Consider the following 19,366-nt stretch of genomic DNA (forward strand, 5'->3'; position numbering starts at 1 on the left):
CCCAGTACACCCCATTTCACTCCAAATCTCACTATACATTTACAGTCACGGAAAAAATTCCTTGTGTGAGGGAGGTGTGTAAATTAAGATCACTACGTGAATTGACGTAGTCACTCACGATCACTTCCATCGGTGGGAAAATCGACATGCAATTACTTCGCCATGCCCGAAAGTACCCCCGCCATCAAACCGGAAAGCCAAGGAAGGCATCTGCGTGCGCAAGATTGCAAACTCTCTCGCGGTAATCCCTGCCCTACTCATGACCCTCGGTGCCGCTGGCAGCGCGTCGGCCGCAGAGGAGGGGAGCATTTCGATTCAGACTGCCGGGTGCCCCGGGGACGGCGATTTAGGATACGGCAGCAGGTGCACATCGCTTTCGAGTGGCGCACTCTTCCACAGCAAGACATGGAACAGTGCCGGTAACACAAACATAAATACCCACTACACGAAGACCAGCGGTTCGTCCATCACCGCAAAGTTGGGATACACCTACGCCGGCACCACGTACTGGGGGGCCACCTTCACCCAGTCCTCCGGCACGACGAAGTCCAACAACTGGACACGCAGCGGCAGCGACTTCAAGTGCCGCGCCACCGTCGGAATCATGAACGTGAGCGGCCAGGGGAACTTCCAGACGCCGGTCTCGCAGTACTGCTGACACGACCATTCGACTCACTCCTCACGCCCTGACCGCAGGGCGTGAGGATTTACCTTGTTACGCTCGAAAGATAGTAAGGCACCATGCTGAATGCAGTTTTCCAAGATCGAGAAATATTCCTTCTTTCCCTTATCGCCATCTCACTCACCTGCGGACTATCAACCTACTGGGTCACCCGCAAGAACAAACCATTTTCCTACGCGATTGCCGCCTTCATATTCTGTCTTGCCATGGCCGTAGGGGTCACCGTATTCATCCCGGGCGGAGGTGGAGCGAGTCGCGTTTGCGTCATCAATAGGGACATCGCGGAGCCATTCAAGACGGAGCAGGGGCTGCTTAACGCCGCCATGTGCGTACCCCTTGGACTCTTTGCAGCCCTGGCATTTCGACGGCCTCTTCCCATCGTCACTTTCGGGGTTCTGGCCCCGATATCGGTTGAGTTGTCGCAGGCAACCATCCCCTGGATCAGCCGAAACTGCGAAAGCAGTGACGCGCAGATGAATGCGATTGGGGTAATTCTGGGTGCGACCCTGGGCTTCGCTCTGCTGAGAATGCAGGGTTCTAAGATCAGCCCGTGGCGCCAGGGTGTGAAGCCGCTCGCCATAGGCGGCTTCGGCATACTTACTGTCTGCGCAATCGTTTGGAGTCTTGTCATCACGCCAATCGCAGTGGATTCCACTGGTCTCCAGATCGCCGGAGGCAGCGAGAAGGACGCTGCGCGAACGGCACTCAGAGAGGCATTCGATGATCGGTACTCTCCGGTGAATGTGCAGGTTCAGCCCGGATACGAGGGCGGGCCCGAGACGCTGCTTATCGCCCTTCCCGACGGCTCGGCCACCTTGAGTTGGCCGGATAGGGAAAACTTCAATGTCAGCCTGGAAAGCTCGAGCGTGCCCGGCCCGGGGAGCTTCCCTGTAGCCGGCACAGCCGGAAAACCAGAGGATGCTGACAGCGCGTACGCGATCGCGCAACGCTACGCGAGCGCGCGCTACCCGTGGGCTCTCAAGGACGGTGACCACGATTCATACCCTGTTGGTGATGGAGCGGAGTTCGGATGGCTTGTAAGTTGGCGGAAGATCGAAGACGGCGTACTCATGCCCATGCGCCTTGATGTCCAGATCAATCGAGCTGGCAGAGTTTCACAACTGAACGTGCAACATGGGCCATCGTCCGTTACTCTTCCTCCCCGCCGAGTGAGCCGCGTCCGGGCAGAATCTCTCGTGAACGACACGCTTCCGAATAATTCCGGGGCCAAGGTCAAGGCAACCAGGCTCGCTGCGGTTCAGAGAAAAGGTGAATGGCGGGCTCAATGGGCCGTATCCATCACAATTGACCAATCGGACCCCTATGAGGTGTACGTGGACGCCGAAACCGGCAAGGTGAGTCCATAGTTGAGCCCTTCAATTTCAGCACCACCCGGATCACAGCCGTCGTCCGAGCCGTCGGCCCCCTCGAACTCGCCACCTGATCAGGATGCGAAAGGCTCGATGTTCACCGCCCCGGGAGGCACCTGCTTTGGCACCCGCTTTCAGGTCTGTTCGATGTTCACGGCCTGGGCAGGACAGCGGGTGGGGCAGCCGCGATGGGCTGTCAGCCCGTCGGCATCTTGTGATCAGCCAGACCACCGGCAGGCCGGAGCAGCGCCCCGGCACCGGTGACCGGTGGCCCGCAGCCGGGCTCCGAGCCAGTTGCTGATGCCGCTCAGTGGAACTGCCCGGCCTCGTACGTGCCGGCCGGCTGCCGGGTGATGATGTTCAGCCGGTTCACCGCGTTCATGAAGGAGATCAGGAGTACCAGGGCAGTGAGCCGCTCCTCGTCGTAGTGCTTCGCGGCGCTCGCCCACACCTCTTCGCCGACCCCGCCGGCCGCGTCCGCGACGCGGGTCCCCTGCTCCGTCAGCTCCAGCGCGGCACGCTCGGCCTCGGTGAAGACCGTGGCCTCCCGCCACGCCGCGACCAGGTTCAGCCGCACCGCGGTCTCGCCGGCAGCGGCGGCCTCCTTGGTGTGCATGTCGAGGCAGACGGCACAGCCGTTGATCTGGCTCACGCGCAGCGCCACCAGCTCCTGCGTCGCGGCCGGTAGGGGCAGTTCCTTGATTGCCTTGCCCGCCGACATGAGGTACTTGAGGGCCTTGCCTGCGGTCGGGCCGGCGAAGTAGTTCAGTCGCGCGTCCATGGGGTGCTCCTCCGTGATCGTCAGTGGCTACGTCCCCGAGACGAGGTGACTCTGCCCCCTGTGACACGGCCGGATGTGAGCTGCGTCATGCCGCCGGCGACGAGCGCCGGCCACCCGCGCACGGCGCGCGGCAACAACGGTCCACGGCCGCTGCGGACGGTCTCGCAGCTCGACGGCGTGGAGTCCAGCCACGCCGGACGCCCACCCCGACTCGGACCGTACGCCCCGCCGGGACACCCTCGACGGAGGGTGGGGCATCGGTGTCGAGGCGGGTGGTGGCGCAGGCCGCGCACGGGGCGGGGTGCCTCCCGCGCCCAGTGCGGGCATGGTGGTCCGGTTACTTCTTCTGCTCGACCCGCACCCAGTCGATCTCCGCCTTGACCCCGCCCTGCGCGACACGGTCGACACTGGACTGCGGAAGGCCCCAGTAGGGGGTGGTGACCTTGTTCCATCCGGCCGGGTACGCGCCGCCGAGTGCCAGGTTGAGGATCACGTACTGGTGGTGGTCGAAGACCCACTGGCCCCGGGTGGATTCCAGCTTCTGGCGCGAGGTCGTCTGGACGACGCGGTCGTCGACGGTGAACGTCATGCCTTCGGGCGTCCACTCGACACCGTAGGTGTGCCATGCGTCGGCGCGGCCACCGTTCGGATAGGTCTGCTGCCTGCCGATGTTGCCGTCGGCCGAGTAGCCCGGACCGTGCAGGGCGGAGCTGGTCCAGTCGCCGTAGCCGATGTTCTCCATGATGTCCGTCTCGCCGGAGCCGGGCCAGGAGACCGACGGGTCGTCGACGTCGCTGCCGAGCATCCAGAAGGCGGGCCAGAAGCCGTCGCCGACCGGCAGCTTCATCCGGGCGCTCACCCTGCCGTAGGTGAAGTCGAACCTGGTGTTGGTGTCGACCCGGCCGGAGGTGAAGTCGAAGGTGCCGTTGGGTGTGGAGGTGCAGCCCTTGCAGTACTTCGACTCCAGGACCAGGGCGCCGTTCTCGGTGCGGATGTTGTCCGTCGAGTCGACGTAGGCCTGCGACTCGCCGTTGACCGGGCCCATCTCCGTCCCCGTGCGGACCACCCGCCACTTGGAGCGGTCCAGGCCCGAGCCGGTGAAGTCGTCGAAGAAGGTGGTGCTGTACGCGCCGCCGGGGTCCTTGGGCAGGGCCGGGTAGGCGGCGTCCGCGCTGCCTCCGGTGCCCCAGACCTGGAACTCGTAGAGGGAGTAGCCGAACTGGGCGGTGGCGGGTGCGGGGTTGTGGAAGGAGCGGCGTTCGATGCCGAGCATCCGGACGTAGCGGCCGGTCGCGGGGGTGGGCAGGGTCACGGTGTCGTGGCGGCCCGCCGCCTCGCCCGGGGCCTTCACATCGGCGCGGCGGGCGGCGACGTCGGCGGCGGACGGCTGGTACACGGTGCGCCAGGTGCGGTTGTCGTCGGAGACCTGGATGCGGTAGTCGACGGCGTACGCCGCCTCCCAGTACAGGTCGACCGTGTCGATGGCGGAGGCGGCTCCGAGATCGACGCCGACCCACCGGTCCGCGTTCCAGTCGCTCGACCAGCGCGACTGGTCCGCCTTGAGGTCGGCCGGCCATCCGCCGTCGGTGACGAAGGCCGGTGAGTTGCCCGCGTGCTGGTAGAGGTTGCCGTACGCGGGGTGGTTCAGGGCGAGGTTGGTGCGGGTGGTCGAGGCGGGGGCCTGCTCTCCTCCGTACACCTTGAAGGAGTAGAGGGAGTAGCCCCAGGCGGTCGCGCGCTGGACGCCGCGCATCCGGACGTAGCGGCCGGTGACCTCCTGCGGGTAGGTGTGCGCGGTGACGCTGCCGCCGGTGCCGTCGTCCTCGGTGTAGAAGGGGGTCCAGTCGGTCCCGTTCCTCGACACCTCCAGGACGTACTTCTTGCCGTAGGCGGCCTCCCAGTCCAGGGTGACCCGGCTGATCCGGATGACGGAGCCCAGGTCGACGCGGATCCAGGCGTCGTCGGCGAAGTTGCTGGACCAGCGGGTCGCGCCGTCGCCGTCCGCCGCGGCCCCGGGGCCGGCGGCGTCGTTCTCGCTGCCGGAGGCGGTGACGGCGCCGGGGTCGGCGGTGTGGGCGGCGGCCGCCCGGTCGGTGTCCCAGGCCGCGGCCCGCACCGCCGGCCGGGGGGCCGGGGCGGCGAAGGCCATGGGGGCGGCGAGGGCGATCAGTGCGGCGGCGGTGGTGGCTGCCAGAGTCGTACGAGAGGGCACGGTGGGGCTCCCGTTCGTATACGTGGGGGCTGCGCGGCCACGCGCGCGGGCGCGGCTACGCGTTGCGGGTGAGGTGGATGGTGTCGCGGTACCACGTGGCGCTGTCCTTGAGCGTCCGCACCTGCGTGTCGTAGTCGACGCGGACGATGCCGAATCGCTTGTCGTAGCCGTAGGACCACTCGAAGTTGTCCATCAGCGACCAGGCGAAGTACCCCCGGACGTCGGCCCCTTGCGCACGGGCGGCGGCGACGGCGGCGATGTGGTCGGCGAGATAGGTGGTGCGGTCGGCGTCGTGGATCGCGCCGTCCTCGGAGACGGTGTCGTCGAAGGCGGCGCCGTTCTCGGTGATGACCGTCGGGAGGCCGTAGTCCTTCTCCAGGCGGACGAGCAGGTCGGTGAGGGCGGTGGGGGTGATCTCCCAGTCCATGGCGGTGCGGGGCAGGTCGCGCTCGACGACGCGGGTGACGGGCAGGCCGTCGGCATCGGCCGTCGCGCCGTCCTCAGTGACGCCGGAGAAGAGCGAGCCCCGGTAGAAGTTGACACCGAGGACGTCCAGCGGGGTGGAGATGATCTCCAGATCGCCTTCCTGGACCGGGAGTTCGACGCCCTGGGCGGCCAGGTCGTCGACGATGTCCCCGGGGTAGGAGCCCTTGACGACGGGGTCCAGGTAGAGGCGGGCGCCGAGCCCGTCGGCGCGGCGGCAGGCCTCGGCGTCCTCGTGGCTGCCGGTCTCGGGGGTGGCGGTGCCCAGGTTGAGGGTGATGCCGAGTTCGAGGTCGTTGCCGCGGGCGGCGGCCTGCTCCCGGATGTACCGCGAGGCGAGACCGTGGCCGAGGAGGAGGTGGTGGACGGCGTGGATCGCCTCGCCGAAGTTCGTGCGGCCGGGGGCCTGGTTGCCGTACGCGTACCCGAGCATCGCCGAGCACCACGGCTCGTTCAGCGTGGTCCAGTGCTTCACCCGGTCACCCAGGGCGTCGTAGGCGAGGGCGGCGTACTCGGCGAAGCGGTGGGCGGTGTCGCGGGCCGGCCAGCCGCCCGCGTCCTCCAGCTCCTGCGGCAGGTCCCAGTGGTAGAGGGTGACCCACGGGGTGACGCCCTTGGCGTCCAGCTCGTCGACCAGGCGCTTGTAGAAGTCCAGGCCCTTGGCGTTGGCGGGGCCCCGGCCGCCCGGCTGGACGCGGGGCCAGGCCAGCGAGAAGCGGTAGGTGTCGACACCCAGGCCGGCGATCAGCTCCACGTCCTCGGGCATCCGGTGGTAGTGGTCGCAGGCCACATCGCCGTTCTCGCCCCGGACGACCATGCCCGGCACCCCGCAGTAGGTGTCCCAGATCGACGGCGTTCTGCCGTCCTCGGCCGCCGCTCCCTCGATCTGGTACGCGGCTGTGGCGACACCCCAGCGGAAGTCGGCGGGCAGACCGGGCACGGCGCGGGCGGCGATCTCACGGGCGTAGGCCTGGGGGGTGACGAGGTTCATGGTTCTCCTGTGGTGTGCGTGACGTACGGCGCTACGAGCGGGCGGCGGCCGGGGCCGGGGCTTCCCGGTGGAGCCAGCAGGCCACCGAACGGGAACCGTCGCCCCCGTCCGGCGCGGCGAGCGGCGGGACGTGGGTGTCGCAGGCGTCGGTCTTCCTGGCGCAGCGTGGGTGGAAGGCGCAGCCGGCCGGCATCGCGGAGAGGTGCGGGGGCGAGCCGGGGATGCCGCTGAGCTCGCGGCGGGGTCCGTGCAGGGCGGGGAAGGAGTGCAGCAGTCCGTCGCTGTACGGGTGGCGGGGGTCGCGGTAGATCTCGGACGCGCCGGCCTCCTCGACGATCCGTCCGCCGTACATGATCGCGATCCGGTCGGAGAACTCGATGAGGAGGGAGATGTCGTGCGTGATGAAGACGACGGAGAAGCCGAGATCCTCGCGGAGTCGGACCAGCCGGCGCAGGATCTGCCGCTGCATGACGACGTCGAGCGCCGTGGTGGGCTCGTCCATGATGACGATCTCGGGCTCCAGGGCGAGGGCCATCGCGATCATCACCCGTTGGCGCATGCCGCCGGAGAGCTGGTGCGGGTAGGCGCCGAGCCGGTCGGCGGAGATGCCGACGAGGTCCAGCAGCTCCTTGGCGCGTGCGGTCCGTTCGCCCTTCCTCATCTCCGGGCGGTGGGCCTGGAGTACGTCGGTGAGCTGGCTGTGGACCGTGTGCACCGGGTTGAGGGAGTTCATCGCGCCCTGGAAGACGATCGACAGCTCCTGCCAGCGGAAGGCGCGCAGTTCGGGTGGCGTCAGGGTCAGCAGGTCCAGCGTGTCGCCGCCCGGCCGGTGGTAGTGGACCTCGCCGCCGGTGATCACGCCGGGCGGGGAGAGGAGCCGGGTGACGGCGTAGGCCAGGGTGGACTTGCCGGAGCCCGACTCGCCCGCGAGGCCGAGGACTTCGCCCCGGTGCAGGGTGAGGTCGATGTCGCGCAGCGCGTGCACGGCGTCCGCGCCGGTCCCGTAGTCCACGTTGAGGCCGCTGATGGTGAGGACGGGCTCGCTCATGAGCGGGGCTCCTTCTTGGACGTGCCGGTGCGGGCCACGGGGGTGGAGCCGGCCTCCGGCGTGCCGGTGCGGGCCACCGGGGTGAAGCCGACGCGCATGCGGACCTTCCGGGAGCCGCCGGTCTCGGTGCGCAGCCGCGGGTTGACGAACTCGTCGATGCCGAAGTTGATGAGGGCGAGCGACATGCCGAGCAGGGCGATGCAGAGCCCCGCCGGGACGAACCACCACCACGCGCCCTGGGCGAGGGCCTGGTTGGACTGGGCCCAGAACAGGACGGTCCCCCAGTTCCAGTCGGAGATGTCGGCGACGCCGATGAAGGCGAGCGTGATCTCGGAGAGGATCGCGAAGATGACGGTGCCGACGAAGCCGGAGGCGATGACGGCGGTCAGGTTGGGCAGCACCTCGAAGAGGATGATCCGCCAGGTCGACTCGCCGGTGGCGCGGGCCGCCTCGACGTAGTCCCGGCGGCGCAGGGAGAGCGTCTGGGCGCGCAGCACCCGGGCGCCCCAGGCCCAGGAGGTCAGGGCGATGACGGCGGCGATCAGCAGGTCGCCCGTGTCGGAGACGAAGCTGGCGATGATGATGATCAGCGGCAGCCCGGGGATGACCAGGAAGACGTTGGAGAGCAGCGAGAGCACTTCGTCGGCGGTGCCGCCGAGGAAGCCGGCGCTGACGCCGATCAGCACGGACAGGGCCGTGGCGATGATGCCCGCGACGAATCCGACGACGAGGACGCCCCGGGTGCCGACGAGGATCTGCGAGAGCACGTCCTGACCGGTCTGCGTGGTGCCGAACCAGTGGGAACCGGAGGGCGGCCGGAGCAGTTCGCTGCTCATGGTGTCGGGGTCGTACGGGGCGATCCACGGGCCGATGACGGCGATCAGCACGAAGAAGAGCAGGATGCCGAGTCCGACGACGGTCTTGCGGCCGCGCAGGAAGCGGAAGCCGCGCCTGCTGGGCGCCGGGGTCTCGGTCGCGTCGAGGACGGCGACCTCTGTGGCGGTGACGGCCATGATCCCTAGGCCTCCCTTCGGGTACGGGGGTCGAGGACCATGTAGAGCACGTCGGCGAGGAGGTTCGCCGCGAGCACGGAGAGCGTGATGATGAGGAAGACGCCCTGCATCAGGGGGTAGTCCTTGGCTCCCACGCCCTGGAAGAGCTGGTAGCCGATGCCCGGGTAGGAGAAGACCATCTCCACCAGGAGCGTGCCGCCGACGATGAAGCCGAGTGAGAGGGCGAAGCCGGAGATGTTGGGGAGGATCGCGTTGCGGGCGGCGTACCCGAACATCACCCGGCGTTCGGAGAGCCCCTTGGCCTGGGCGACCATGACGTAGTCCTCGCTCGACACCGTCACCATCATGTTCCGCATGCCGAGGATCCAGCCGGCCACCGCGCTGAGCACGATCGTGAGGCCGGGCAGCACCCCGTGGTAGAGCGCGCTGGAGATGAACGGCCAGTCGAAGGCGGGCACCAGCGCGTTGTCGTAGCCGCCGGCGGCCGGGAAGAGCGGCCATTTCACGGCGAACAGTGAGATGGCGATGAGGCCGAGCCAGAAGTACGGGATGGCGGAGATGAACGTGGTGACGGGCAGCAGGCTGTCCAGCCAGGAGCCGCGCCGCCAGCCGGTGAAGACTCCGATGCCGGTGCCGAGCACGAAGCTGATCAGCGTGGTGATCCCGACGAGCGCGAGCGTCCACGGCAGCGACTGGGCGATGACCTCGCTCACCGGTGTGGGGAAGAAGGTGAAGGAGAGGCCGAGGTCTCCGTGGAACAGGTGCGACCAGTAGTCGGTGTACTGCTGCCAGATCGACTGCTTCTCGTCGAGGCCGAACAGGGCCTTGAGCGAGGCGATGGCGCTGGTGTCCAGCTGCCCCTGGAAGCGGGCGATGAGGGCCTGCACCGGGTCGCCGGGCATCATGCGCGGGATGAGGAAGTTGATGGTGATGGCGGCCCAGGCGGTGACCAGGTAGAAGGCGAGCCGTTGGAGCAGGTACTTCACTTCGCGGCCTCCTTCTCGTGGTCGTCGGCGGGGGCCGCGCCGGCGGATCCTTCGTACAGCCAGCAGGCGGCCCACTGGCCGTCGGCGAGGTCGAAGCGCGGGGGCAGTTCGGTGCGGCAGCGCTCCATCGCCCTGGGGCAGCGGGGGTGGAACCGGCAGCCGGCCGGCGGGTCGATGAGCGACGGGGGCTCGCCGCTGCCGGTCTCCTCCTGCTCCTCCTCGCCGGCCACCCGGTCCGGGTCGGGCGCCGAGGCGATCAGCAGCTGGGTGTAGGGGTGGGCGGGGTGCTGGGTGACGGTCTCGCTGTCCCCGCCCTCGACGATCCGGCCCGCGTACATCACGAGGGTGGAGTCCGCGAAGTAGCGGGCGGACGCGATGTCATGGGTGATGTAGAGGATCGCGAGGTGCATGCGGTCCTTGAGGTCCTTCAGCAGGTTGAGGACCCCGAGCCGGATCGAGACGTCCAGCATCGAGACGGGCTCGTCGGCGAGGAGGACCTGGGGGTCGGCGCCGAGCGCGCGGGCGATGGCCACGCGCTGGCGCTGACCTCCCGACAGCTCGTGCGGGAACTTGTCCAGATACTGATGAGGAGGAGTCAGCTGGACCCGGTTCAGCAGAGCGGTCAGGTTCTCTTCCAGTTCGGCGTCGCCGCTGCCGGCCCTGCCATGGATCTTCAGGGCGCGGGTCAGGTGGTAGCGCACGGTGTGCACCGGGTTCAGCGAGGCGAACGGGTCCTGGAAGATGAGCTGGACCCGGCGTACGTAACCGCGGAAGGACCGGCCACGTCCGGCCTTCACCGCCTGGCCGTCCAGGTGGATCTCGCCCTCGGTGAGCGGATACAGCTGGGCGAGCAGTCTGGCGACGGTGGACTTCCCGGAGCCCGACTCCCCCACCAGTGCCGTGACGGTGCCGCGCCGCAGTCGCAGCGAGACGTCGTCGACGGCGTGGACGGTTCGGCGCTTGCCCGCGAGGAGATCGCGGCCGGTGCGCCGTACGGCGAAGTGCTTGGTGACTCCGCGCGCTTCTAGCACGACGTGGTTCTTTTCGAGCTGTTCAGACATGGCCGGTACCTGGATCCCTGGGTGCTACTTCGACGGCTTGAGCTTCAGCACGATCTCCAGCGCCGAGCGCTGGGTGTGCTGCGGGTCGGCGTACGGGTCGGCCTCGGTGGGCCATCCCACCCAGTTCTTGGTGGAGTACTCGGCTCCGATGGGCGCGGCCGCCGTCGGGATCATCGGCGCCTGCTCGACCATGATCTTCTGCAGGGTGTTCATCGCCGCGGTGCGGGCGGTGTCGGTCGTGGCGCCTGCGAAGTCCTTCAGTGCCTCGGTCGCCTCGGTGCTCTTGAAGCGGCCGAAGTTGCCCTGCTGGGAGGGCTTTCCGATCGGCTGGAGCAGCGCGCCGTCCATGATGTTCTGGTACATGTCGTACGGGGTGGCGCCGCTGTTGGTCCAGTGCAGGGTGGCGTCGAAGTTGCCGTTGGCCACGTCCGCGCCCCAGGCCTCGGCGGTCTGCGTCTTGACCTTGGCCTCGATGCCGATCTTCTTGATGTTGTCCTTGATGATCGCCAGACCGGTGATGTAGTCGTTCCAGCCGGCCGGGTCGGTGAAGGTGAGCTTCACCGGCTTGCCGCCCGGGTCCTTCAGCACACCGCCGCTGAGGGTGAAGCCGGCCTTCTCCAGGACCTTCTTGGCGCCCTCGACGTCCGGCTCGGTGGTCGCGTTCCGGTACTCGGGCGCGATGAAGGACTTGCCCGCGGGCAGCGGGATGCCGGTCGGGTTGGTGATCTCCGGGTAGAGGGTCGCCTCGGCCTGGGTGTAGATCGCGTTGCGGTCCACCACCATCGCCATGGCCTTGCGCAGCGCGGGGTTGTCGAACGGCTTGCGGGCGGTGTTGAACCACAGGCCGTGGATGCCGAGCCCGGAGGGGAACCACAGCTTGTGGTTCTCCGGGTCCTTGGAGATGAACAGCTGCTTGTAGTTCGGCATGAAGACGAACGACCACTCCAGCTTGCCGCCGGCCAGCGCGGTGGTGGCGGCGCTGTTGTCGTTGTACGTGCTGTAGCGCAGCTCCTTGACCTTCGTCGCGCCCTTCCAGTAGGTGGGCGTGGCGGTCAGCGTGGTGGTCTGCGGGGTGAACGTCTTCAGCTTGTACGGCCCCGAGCCGACCGGTGTGCGGTTGGGCCAGGTCTCCGGGTTCTTGACGTTCTCCCAGATGTGCTTGGGCACGATGTACTGCTGGATGATCTTGTTCTGGTTGACGTACTGAGAGTCGTCGAAGGTCAGGACGACCTTCTTGCCCTGGACCTCGACCCCGCCCCACGCGATGCCGTCGGCGTTGAGCGCCGGGTGCTTCTTCAGCAGGCCGAAGGTGAACGCGACGTCCTCGGCGGTCAGCGGCTTTCCGTCGGCCCACTTGGCGCGGTCGTCGAGGGTGAAGGTGACCTTGGTGTAGTTGAGGTCCCACTTCCAGTCGGTCGCCAGCCACGGGTCGGCCTTGTCGGAGGGCCGGATCTGGCTCGTCATGGCCAGCGGCTCGTAGATCATCCAGCGGTAGCCGAGGGTGGCGCCCGCCGAAGTGTTCAGGAACGGGTTGCTGTTGTTCGTCTGCGGCCCGTCCGGCTTCCCGAGGGTCAGGACGCCCGAGGCGCCGCTGCCGCTCTTGCCGCGGTTCGAGTTGGCTGACGAGCATCCGGCGGCGAGCGCGACCACCGCGGTGGCGAGCGCGACCGCTCGGAGCGTGTGGTGACGGCGTGCGGACATGGCGACTCCAGGAAGGGACTGGCGGGTCTGGAAGATCCGGAAACGGGCAGCGCTCGGCGCGCCGGGTACGGACGGTGCGGGTGCGTACGGGCGGTGCGGGCGGGACGGGTGCGGGTTCTGCGGGTGCGGTGCGGGGCGGCCCGCGTCGCTAGGGCGCCGAGTGGCGCACGACCAGTTCGGTGGGCAGCACGACCGGTGCGTCGGGTACGGGCGTGCCGCCGAGGTGGGAGAGCAGCATCCGTGCGGCTGTCTCACCCATCTGCCGGGTGGGCTGGCGCACGGTGGTCAGGGGCGGTTCGGTGTGCTCGGCCATCGGGATGTCGTCGAAACCGACCACCGCGATGTCGCCGGGCACGGTCCGGCCCGCGGCGCGCAGCGCCCGCAGGACGCCTGCCGCGGTGATGTCGTTGTGCGCGAACACGGAGTCGAACTCGACGCCGGAGGCGAGGAGTTCTTCCACGGCGAGCCGCCCGCACCGCTCGGTGAAGTCCCCTCGGACGACGAGGTCGGTGGGCAGCACGGAGACGAAGCCCTCCAGCCGGTCGCGTACGCAGCCGAAGTCCTGCGGGCCCGTGATGACCAGGGGCCTGGTGCGGCCGGCGTCCCGCAGATGGCGGGCCGCCGACGCGCCTCCTTCGTGGTTGGTGGTCACGACGGAGGGGAACTCGGGGTGGTGGCCGCGATCGTCGATCAGCACGATCGGCAGGCCGGCGCGGTGCAGGGCGGTGAGATGGTCCATGGTGTTCTCGGGTTCGACCACGACCAGTCCGTCGAAGGCGCGCGCCGACACCTGGCTGGTGAAGCGCTCCACGGACTCGGCCCCGCGGTTGCACGTGAAGAGCAGCAGCCCGTAGTCGGCGGCCTCGACGGTGTCGACGACGCCCTGAAGCACCTCGCCCATCCACGGCCAGGTCAGGGAGGGCACCAGCATGCCGACCGTACGGCTGCTGCCGCGGGCCAGACCGACGGCGCCCGAACTGGGCACGTAGCCGAGCTGTGCGATCACTTCACGAACACGGGCGGCCGTCGAACCATCCACTTCGCCCTTGGTGTTGATGACCCGGGAGACGGTCGTCTTGCTGACGCCGGCCTCACGGGCGACATCAGCGATGGTGACACGCATCGGAGGGCCTCCAGGACACAACGGGACAGAGCGAACGGACGACGGTGGAACCGGTACCGCAACCGGTTCCGGAACCGGTACCGGCGTTGGTGGCGTGAGTTAACCCCGCTGGAACAAGGCCGTCAATACTTCACGTCGAGATTGGTCCGTACCCATCTTCCGAGCAGCGGGAAAGCCGCTCGCGTTCAATTCCTGAACGCACAGGCTCTTGACGTGGGCACCCAGGAGCAGTTCACTCCGGTGTCGTCCCACGGCACCTCCCCCACGCTCCCGCCGAGGAAGGCATCAGCCATGATCCGTTCAGGAAGGGCGGTCAGGGCACTGCTCGCCGCAGCGCTCGCCACCGCAGGCCTCACCGGACTCTCCTCCCCCGCCGCGCAGGCCGCGGGCGAGACGGTGAACATCGCCCTGACCACCACCGACGACTCCGGGGGCCGTCATGTCACCCGGGGCCTGGAGAAGCAGACCCCGATCGCCTTCGACGCCGGGAACGGCGGCGGAGGTACGAACATCACGGTCGACGAGAACACCCGCTACCAGACGTTCACCGGCGGCGGCGCCTCGTTCACCGACACCGCCGCGTACCTGATGAAGAGCAGCGGGGCGCTGAGCCAGGCGACCCGGGACGCCACGATGAAGAAGCTGTTCTCCCCCACGGAGGGCATCGGGCTCTCGTTCGTACGCAACCCGATGGGCGGCTCGGACCTGGCGCGGTACGGGTACACCTACGACGACATGCCCGCCGGGCAGACCGACCCGTCGCTGGCGTCCTTCTCGATCGCACACGATCTGGAGGACGTGCTGCCGCTGACGAAACAGGCCAGGCAGCTCAACCCGGCCCTGACGACGGTGGCTTCCCCCTGGACGGCGCCCGGCTGGATGAAGGACAGCGGGGAGCTGAACGGCGGCTGGCTGAAGGCGGAGAACTACGGTACGTACGCCGACTACTTCGTGAAGTACCTCCAGGCCTACCGGGACCAGGGCGTTCCGGTCGACTACGTCACCGCGCAGAACGAGCCCACGTGCTGCGGCGGTTACCCCTCGATGAGCTGGAACGGCTCCGGGCTCGCCTACTTCACCAAGAGCGAGCTGCTGCCGAAGCTGGCGTCCGCGGGCCTGGCCACCAAGGTGCTGGCGCACGACTGGAACTGGGACACCTACGACGCGTACGCCTCGGCCACGGTGGACGACGCCGCCGTGCGCAACCACCCCAACTTCGGCGGGGTGGCGTGGCACGGGTACGGCGGTGACATCGCCAAGCAGACCGCGGTGCACGACCAGTACCCGTCGACGGACGCCTTCCAGACCGAGCACTCGGGTGGCACCTGGATCGCCGACCAGCAGCGCGAGGACATGCTGAACATCATCGATTACACCCGCAACTGGGCGAAGTCGGTGACCAAGTGGTCGCTGGCGGTGGACCAGAACCGCGGCCCGCACAACGGCGGCTGCGGCACCTGCGACGGGCTGATCACCGTCCACGACGGGGACGGCAGGAGCGGGCAGGTCGACTACAACATCGAGTACTACACGATGGGCCATCTGACCGGGTTCGTCCGCCCGGGAGCCTCCCGGATCTCCTCCACGGCCAGTTCCGCCGTGCCCAACGTCGCCTGGCGCAACCCGGACGGATCGAAGGCACTGATCGCGTACAACGGCGGCGGCTCGGCTCAGCAGATGACGGTCAACTGGGGTGGCAGCAAGTTCACTTACTCCCTGCCCGCCCGCACATCGGCGACCTTCACCTGGTCGGGCACGCAGTCCGGGGGCCAGAGCGCGTCGGGAGCCCTGTCCGGCCCCGGCGGCAAGTGCCTCGACGCGACGGGCAACACCGGCGCCGACGGGACCCCCGTCCAGCTCTGGGACTGCACCGGCGCCGCCAACCAGCGCTGGACGGTGCGGGGCGACGGCTCCATCCGCACGCTCGGCGCCTGCCTGGACGTGACGTCGGGCTCCACGGCGGACGGTGCGAAGGTCCAGCTGTACACCTGCAACGGCTCCTCGGCTCAGCGCTGGACGTACAACGCCTCGACGGGCGATGTCGTCAACACGGCCGCCGACAAGTGCCTGGACGTGACCGACCGGTCGACGGAGAACGGGGCCCGCACCCAGATCTGGACGTGCACCGGGGCGGTCAACCAGAAGTGGCACCTGGGGTAGCCGTCCTCGCACGCCCGGACCGCACAAGCCCGGACCGCACAAGCCCTCATCGCACAGGCCCGGACCGCACGCGCCCGGACCGCGGGCCGGGGAACCGGCCGGCCGTCCGGGCGCGTGCGCGCCCCTCCGTCCGCGTTACTCCGTCGGCTCCACCCCGGCGCGCAGCAGCCCGAAGGTGTACGCGTCCTCCAGGGCCTGCCAGGAAGCGGCGATGATGTTCTCGGCGACGCCCACGGTCGCCCAGTCGGCGGTGCCGTCACCGGTGGTGATCAGGACGCGGGTGGTGGAGTCGGTGCCGGTGCGGCCCTCCAGGATGCGGACCTTGTAGTCCACCAGCTCCAGCTTGGCGAGCTGCGGGTAGATCCGCTCCAGGGCGACGCGCAGGGCCCGGTCCAGCGCGTTGACCGGGCCGTTGCCCTCGGCGGTGGCGACGATGCGCTCGCCCTTGGCCCACAGCTTCACGGTCGCCTCATTGGCGTGGGTGCCGTCGGGGCGGTCCTCGACGATCGCGCGCCAGGACTCGATGCGGAAGTACCGGCGCACCCGGCCCTCGGCCTCGGCACGGAGCAGCAGTTCGAAGGAGGCGTCGGCCGCCTCGTAGGTGTAGCCCCGGAGTTCGCGCTCCTTGACCCGCTCGACGACGCGGCCGATGAGCTCGCGGTCGCCACCGAGGTCGATGCCGAGTTCCTGGCTCTTGAGCTCGATGGAGGCGCGGCCCGCCATGTCGGAGACGAGCATCCGCATGGTGTTGCCGACCAGCGCGGGATCGATGTGCTGGTACAGGTCGGGGTCGACCTTGATCGCGGAGGCGTGCAGTCCGGCCTTGTGCGCGAAGGCCGAGACGCCGACGTAGGGCTGGTGGGTGGAGGGCGTGAGGTTGACGACCTCGGCGATGGCGTGCGAGACACGGGTCATGTCGGCGAGCGCGCCCTCGGGCAGGACGGTCTTGCCGTACTTGAGCTCCAGCGCGGCGACGACGGGGAAGAGGTTGGCGTTGCCGACCCGCTCTCCGTAGCCGTTGGCGGTGCACTGGACGTGGGTGGCTCCGGCGTCGACGGCGGCCAGGGTGTTGGCGACGGCGCAGCCGGTGTCGTCCTGGGCGTGGATGCCGAGGCGGGCGCCGGTGTCGGCCAGCACGGTGGTGACGACGGCCTGGACCTGGGCCGGCAGCATCCCGCCGTTGGTGTCGCAGAGGATGACGACGGCGGCTCCGGCCTCGGACGCGGCCTTGACGACGGCCTTGGCGTACTCGGCGTTGGCGCGGTATCCGTCGAAGAAGTGCTCGCAGTCGACGAAGACCCTGCGTCCCTGGCCGGCCAGGTAGGAGACGGTGTCACGCACCATCTCCAGGTTCTCCTCCAGTGTGGTGCGCAGGGCGAGCTCCACATGGCGGTCGTGCGACTTGGCGACCAGGGTGATCACCGGGGCGCCGGACTCCAGCAGCGCCTTGACCTGCGGGTCCTCGGACGCCTTGCCGCCGGCCCGCCGGGTCGCGCCGAAGGCGACCAGCTGGGCGTTCCGGAAGTCGATCTCCTGGCGCGCGCGGGCGAAGAACTCGGTGTCGCGGGGGTTGGCCCCCGGCCAGCCGCCCTCGATGAAGCCGACGCCGAAATCGTCCAGATGCCGGGCGATGGTCAGCTTGTCCGCGACCGTCAGGTTGATGCCTTCACGCTGGGCACCGTCGCGCAGCGTGGTGTCGAAGACATGGAAACTGTCGTCGGTGGCCTTGGCCTTGGTGGTCATGCTGGTCTGACTCCTGTCGGATGAGTGGATCCGGACGATCTGATTCCACTTGCCCCCATCATCCCGCGCGCCTCGCCCCGGCCGGTGGTGAGGGCCGGAAAACGAAAAAACCCCTCGCGGGTGCGAGAGGTCTGCGCGCGGGTCTGGGGCACGATGGCCGTGCCGTACATGGTGGTACGGAACGGTCACTGCGGACCGGCGCGCCTGTTGCCGATAATCATGACGAACGAGGACACGGAGGCAGTCTGGCACAGGACCGCCTCCGTGCCCCGCCCCGTCTCAGGATGCGGGCGTGACGCTGGTCGTTCCGGCCACGGGCGCCTTCTCCCCGGCCGGTGTGCCGGAGACCCGGTTCAGGTCGATGTCACGGGTCTCCCGCATGGTCAGGTAGACGACCAGCGAGACCGCGGCACAGCCCGCCACGTACCAGTAGTAGCCGGACTCCATGCCGGCGTTCTTGAACCACAGGGCCACGTATTCGGCGGTGCCGCCGAAGAGCGCGTTGGCGACGGCGTACGAGAGACCGACGCCCAGGGCGCGGATGCCGGTCGGGAAGAGCTCGGCCTTCACACAGGCGTTGATCGAGGTGTAGCCGGTGATCACGAGCAGCGCCAGGAGGGCGAGGCCGAAGGCCGGCCAGAAGGTGTCGGCGTGCTTGAGCATCGTCATGATCGGCACGGTCAGGAAGGTGGAGCCGACGGCGAAGGTGATCAGCAGCGGACGGCGGCCGATCCGGTCGGACAGCATGCCGGCCAGCGGCTGGACACACATGAAGACGAACAGCGCGCAGAAGCTGACGAGCGAGGCGGTCGACTTGTCCATGCCCGCGCTCTTGGAGAGGAACTTCGTGAGGTAGGTCGTGTACGTGTAGTAGGCGACGGTCCCGCCCATGGTCAGGGCCATCACCAGGAACGCCTCGCGCCGGTGCTGCCACAGCACCTTCAGCGTGCCCCGGTCCTCCTGCTCGGCGGCGCCGGAATCGGCGTACACCTCGGTCTCCAGCATGGATCGGCGCAGATAGAAGACGATGCCCGCGCCGAGCGCGCCGACGACGAACGGGATGCGCCAGCCCCAGCTGTGCAGTGCGGCCTCGGACATGTTGCGCTGCAGAAGGATCTGGAGGCCGAGGCCGACGAGCTGTCCGGCGGTCATGGACACGTACTGGAAGCTGGAGGCGAAGCCGCGTTTCTCGGGTGCGGAGGCCTCGGTGAGGTACGTGGCACTGGCCGCGTACTCGCCGCCGACGGAGAGGCCCTGGAGCATCCGGGCCAGCATCAGTACGGCGACGCCCCCGTATCCGGCGACGTCGTAGGTCGGCGCGATCGCGATGAGGATCGCGGAGGCCGACATCAGGGTGACGGTCAGGGTGAGCGCGGCCTTGCGGCCTCTGCGGTCACCGATCCGGCCGAGCAGCCAGCCGCCGACCGGCCGCATGAAGAAGCCGACGGCGAAGATGCCCATGGTGTTCATGAGATTGGCGGTCTCGTTGCCTTCGGGGAAGAACGAGTCCGCGAAGTACACCGCGAAGGTCGCGTACACGAACCAGTCGAACCACTCGACCATGTTGCCGGCGGAGCCGACCCAGATTTTCTTCCACTGCTCTCGTCCCATGGTTGGCCACCGTGCCGGAACAGCCGGGAGCTCAACAAGAGTGCCCGGCGCAACGATCGCGCGTACTTACGTGCGTTGCGTTCACGACCGGGTGACGTCAGTGGGGCGGTCGGCGGTTCGTCCGTACCGTCTTCGATCGGCACTGCGACGGGTGGACCGCGTGGAAGGGCGCGCCCTGCGGGGCGCGGCCGTCCCCGGGGCCCGGCCGACCGGGTCTGCCGGAGCGGCGGGCGAGTCGGCGGGCGCGCGCCGGAACAGCCCCACGTCGCCGGGCCCGCGCCAGGTGGTGGCCCGCGTGCGCGACCACACCGCGTGCCCGCCGCCCTCCGGCAGGTCCTGCTCGGCGAAGTCCCAGGTGTTGACCGCCCGTACGCCGCTCCCGCGCAGGTCCTCGAGCCCGC

The 19,366-nt window shown here is 68.5% G+C and carries 14 protein-coding genes and 1 pseudogene; 3 read left to right on the plus strand and 12 right to left on the minus strand.

The genetic code is table 11. The annotated features are described in order from the left end of the window. Window positions 1-478 precede the first annotated feature (478 nt). Window positions 479-658, plus strand: coding sequence for a hypothetical protein (locus ACZ4LX_RS11185; protein WP_467641046.1), 180 nt, complete (start codon window positions 479-481; stop codon window positions 656-658). An 83-nt stretch (window positions 659-741) separates the two neighbouring features. Further along, entirely contained in the window at window positions 742-2,049 is a 1,308-nt protein-coding gene (locus tag ACZ4LX_RS11190) for a VanZ family protein (protein WP_467641048.1), read from the plus strand. Window positions 2,050-2,359: 310 nt separating this feature from the next. On the opposite strand, the gene ACZ4LX_RS11195 is transcribed toward ACZ4LX_RS11190, so the two are convergent. The 9 genes from ACZ4LX_RS11195 to ACZ4LX_RS11235 all read right to left on the minus strand — a co-directional run bounded on the left by ACZ4LX_RS11195 (window position 2,360) and on the right by ACZ4LX_RS11235 (window position 13,451). Then, entirely contained in the window at window positions 2,360-2,833 is a 474-nt protein-coding gene (locus ACZ4LX_RS11195) for a carboxymuconolactone decarboxylase family protein (protein WP_467641050.1), read from the minus strand. A 337-nt stretch (window positions 2,834-3,170) separates the two neighbouring features. Further along, a complete protein-coding gene (locus tag ACZ4LX_RS11200; RefSeq protein WP_467641053.1) occupies window positions 3,171-5,045 on the minus strand; it encodes a discoidin domain-containing protein in 1,875 nt (624 codons plus the stop codon). Between the two features lie 55 nt (window positions 5,046-5,100). Beyond that, a complete protein-coding gene (locus ACZ4LX_RS11205; RefSeq protein ID WP_467641056.1) occupies window positions 5,101-6,519 on the minus strand; it encodes a GH1 family beta-glucosidase in 1,419 nt (472 codons plus the stop codon). Between the two features lie 31 nt (window positions 6,520-6,550). Beyond that, window positions 6,551-7,567 (minus strand): ABC transporter ATP-binding protein, encoded by a 1,017-nt coding sequence (locus ACZ4LX_RS11210; RefSeq protein WP_467641059.1) that lies wholly within the window; start codon window positions 7,565-7,567, stop codon window positions 6,551-6,553. Further along, complete coding sequence (locus ACZ4LX_RS11215; RefSeq protein ID WP_467641062.1) at window positions 7,564-8,580, minus strand: ABC transporter permease; 1,017 nt, start codon at window positions 8,578-8,580, stop codon at window positions 7,564-7,566. The genes ACZ4LX_RS11210 and ACZ4LX_RS11215 overlap by 4 nt, the downstream gene beginning before the upstream one ends. 5 nt (window positions 8,581-8,585) lie before the next feature. Beyond that, window positions 8,586-9,566 carry an ABC transporter permease gene (locus ACZ4LX_RS11220; RefSeq protein ID WP_467641065.1) on the minus strand — a complete coding sequence of 327 codons (981 nt, stop codon included), beginning with the start codon at window positions 9,564-9,566 and terminating at the stop codon, window positions 8,586-8,588. Further along, the gene (locus tag ACZ4LX_RS11225; RefSeq protein WP_467641068.1) at window positions 9,563-10,627 is read right to left on the minus strand and encodes an ABC transporter ATP-binding protein; all 1,065 of its coding nucleotides are present in this window, start codon (window positions 10,625-10,627) and stop codon (window positions 9,563-9,565) included. The genes ACZ4LX_RS11220 and ACZ4LX_RS11225 overlap by 4 nt, the downstream gene beginning before the upstream one ends. 24 nt (window positions 10,628-10,651) lie before the next feature. Next, on the minus strand, window positions 10,652-12,328 hold the full coding sequence (locus ACZ4LX_RS11230) for an ABC transporter substrate-binding protein (RefSeq protein WP_467641070.1): 1,677 nt from the start codon (window positions 12,326-12,328) through the stop codon (window positions 10,652-10,654). Window positions 12,329-12,476: 148 nt separating this feature from the next. Then, the gene (locus ACZ4LX_RS11235; protein ID WP_467641073.1) at window positions 12,477-13,451 is read right to left on the minus strand and encodes a LacI family DNA-binding transcriptional regulator; all 975 of its coding nucleotides are present in this window, start codon (window positions 13,449-13,451) and stop codon (window positions 12,477-12,479) included. 291 nt (window positions 13,452-13,742) lie between these two features. Between ACZ4LX_RS11235 and ACZ4LX_RS11240 the strand changes: the two genes are divergently transcribed. Next, a complete protein-coding gene (locus ACZ4LX_RS11240; RefSeq protein ID WP_467641076.1) occupies window positions 13,743-15,611 on the plus strand; it encodes a ricin-type beta-trefoil lectin domain protein in 1,869 nt (622 codons plus the stop codon). A gap of 135 nt (window positions 15,612-15,746) precedes the next feature. On the opposite strand, the gene cimA is transcribed toward ACZ4LX_RS11240, so the two are convergent. The 3 genes and pseudogenes from cimA to ACZ4LX_RS11255 form a co-directional block, all read right to left on the minus strand. Continuing rightward, window positions 15,747-17,354 carry a citramalate synthase gene (cimA, locus tag ACZ4LX_RS11245; protein WP_467641079.1) on the minus strand — a complete coding sequence of 536 codons (1,608 nt, stop codon included), beginning with the start codon at window positions 17,352-17,354 and terminating at the stop codon, window positions 15,747-15,749. Window positions 17,355-17,633: 279 nt separating this feature from the next. Continuing rightward, window positions 17,634-18,965, minus strand: coding sequence for an MFS transporter (locus ACZ4LX_RS11250; protein ID WP_467641081.1), 1,332 nt, complete (start codon window positions 18,963-18,965; stop codon window positions 17,634-17,636). Window positions 18,966-19,046: 81 nt separating this feature from the next. Further along, window positions 19,047-19,366: pseudogene (locus ACZ4LX_RS11255) on the minus strand (hypothetical protein); the annotation flags it as partial.

Source organism: Streptomyces sp. NPDC026062 (genome assembly GCF_055568375.1).

Bases quoted from the DNA above. Each gene is read 5' to 3' on its own strand.
- ACZ4LX_RS11190 (WP_467641048.1), top strand. From the start codon at position 742: ATGCTGAATGCAGTTTTCCAAGATCGAGAAATATTCCTTCTTTCCCTT.
- ACZ4LX_RS11195 (WP_467641050.1), bottom strand. From the start codon at position 2,833: ATGGACGCGCGACTGAACTACTTCGCCGGCCCGACCGCAGGCAAGGCC.
- ACZ4LX_RS11205 (WP_467641056.1), bottom strand. From the start codon at position 6,519: ATGAACCTCGTCACCCCCCAGGCCTACGCCCGTGAGATCGCCGCCCGC.
- ACZ4LX_RS11210 (WP_467641059.1), bottom strand. From the start codon at position 7,567: ATGAGCGAGCCCGTCCTCACCATCAGCGGCCTCAACGTGGACTACGGG.
- ACZ4LX_RS11215 (WP_467641062.1), bottom strand. From the start codon at position 8,580: ATGGCCGTCACCGCCACAGAGGTCGCCGTCCTCGACGCGACCGAGACC.
- ACZ4LX_RS11225 (WP_467641068.1), bottom strand. From the start codon at position 10,627: ATGTCTGAACAGCTCGAAAAGAACCACGTCGTGCTAGAAGCGCGCGGA.
- ACZ4LX_RS11230 (WP_467641070.1), bottom strand. From the start codon at position 12,328: ATGTCCGCACGCCGTCACCACACGCTCCGAGCGGTCGCGCTCGCCACC.
- ACZ4LX_RS11235 (WP_467641073.1), bottom strand. From the start codon at position 13,451: ATGCGTGTCACCATCGCTGATGTCGCCCGTGAGGCCGGCGTCAGCAAG.
- ACZ4LX_RS11240 (WP_467641076.1), top strand. From the start codon at position 13,743: ATGATCCGTTCAGGAAGGGCGGTCAGGGCACTGCTCGCCGCAGCGCTC.
- cimA (WP_467641079.1), bottom strand. From the start codon at position 17,354: ATGACCACCAAGGCCAAGGCCACCGACGACAGTTTCCATGTCTTCGAC.
- ACZ4LX_RS11250 (WP_467641081.1), bottom strand. From the start codon at position 18,965: ATGGGACGAGAGCAGTGGAAGAAAATCTGGGTCGGCTCCGCCGGCAAC.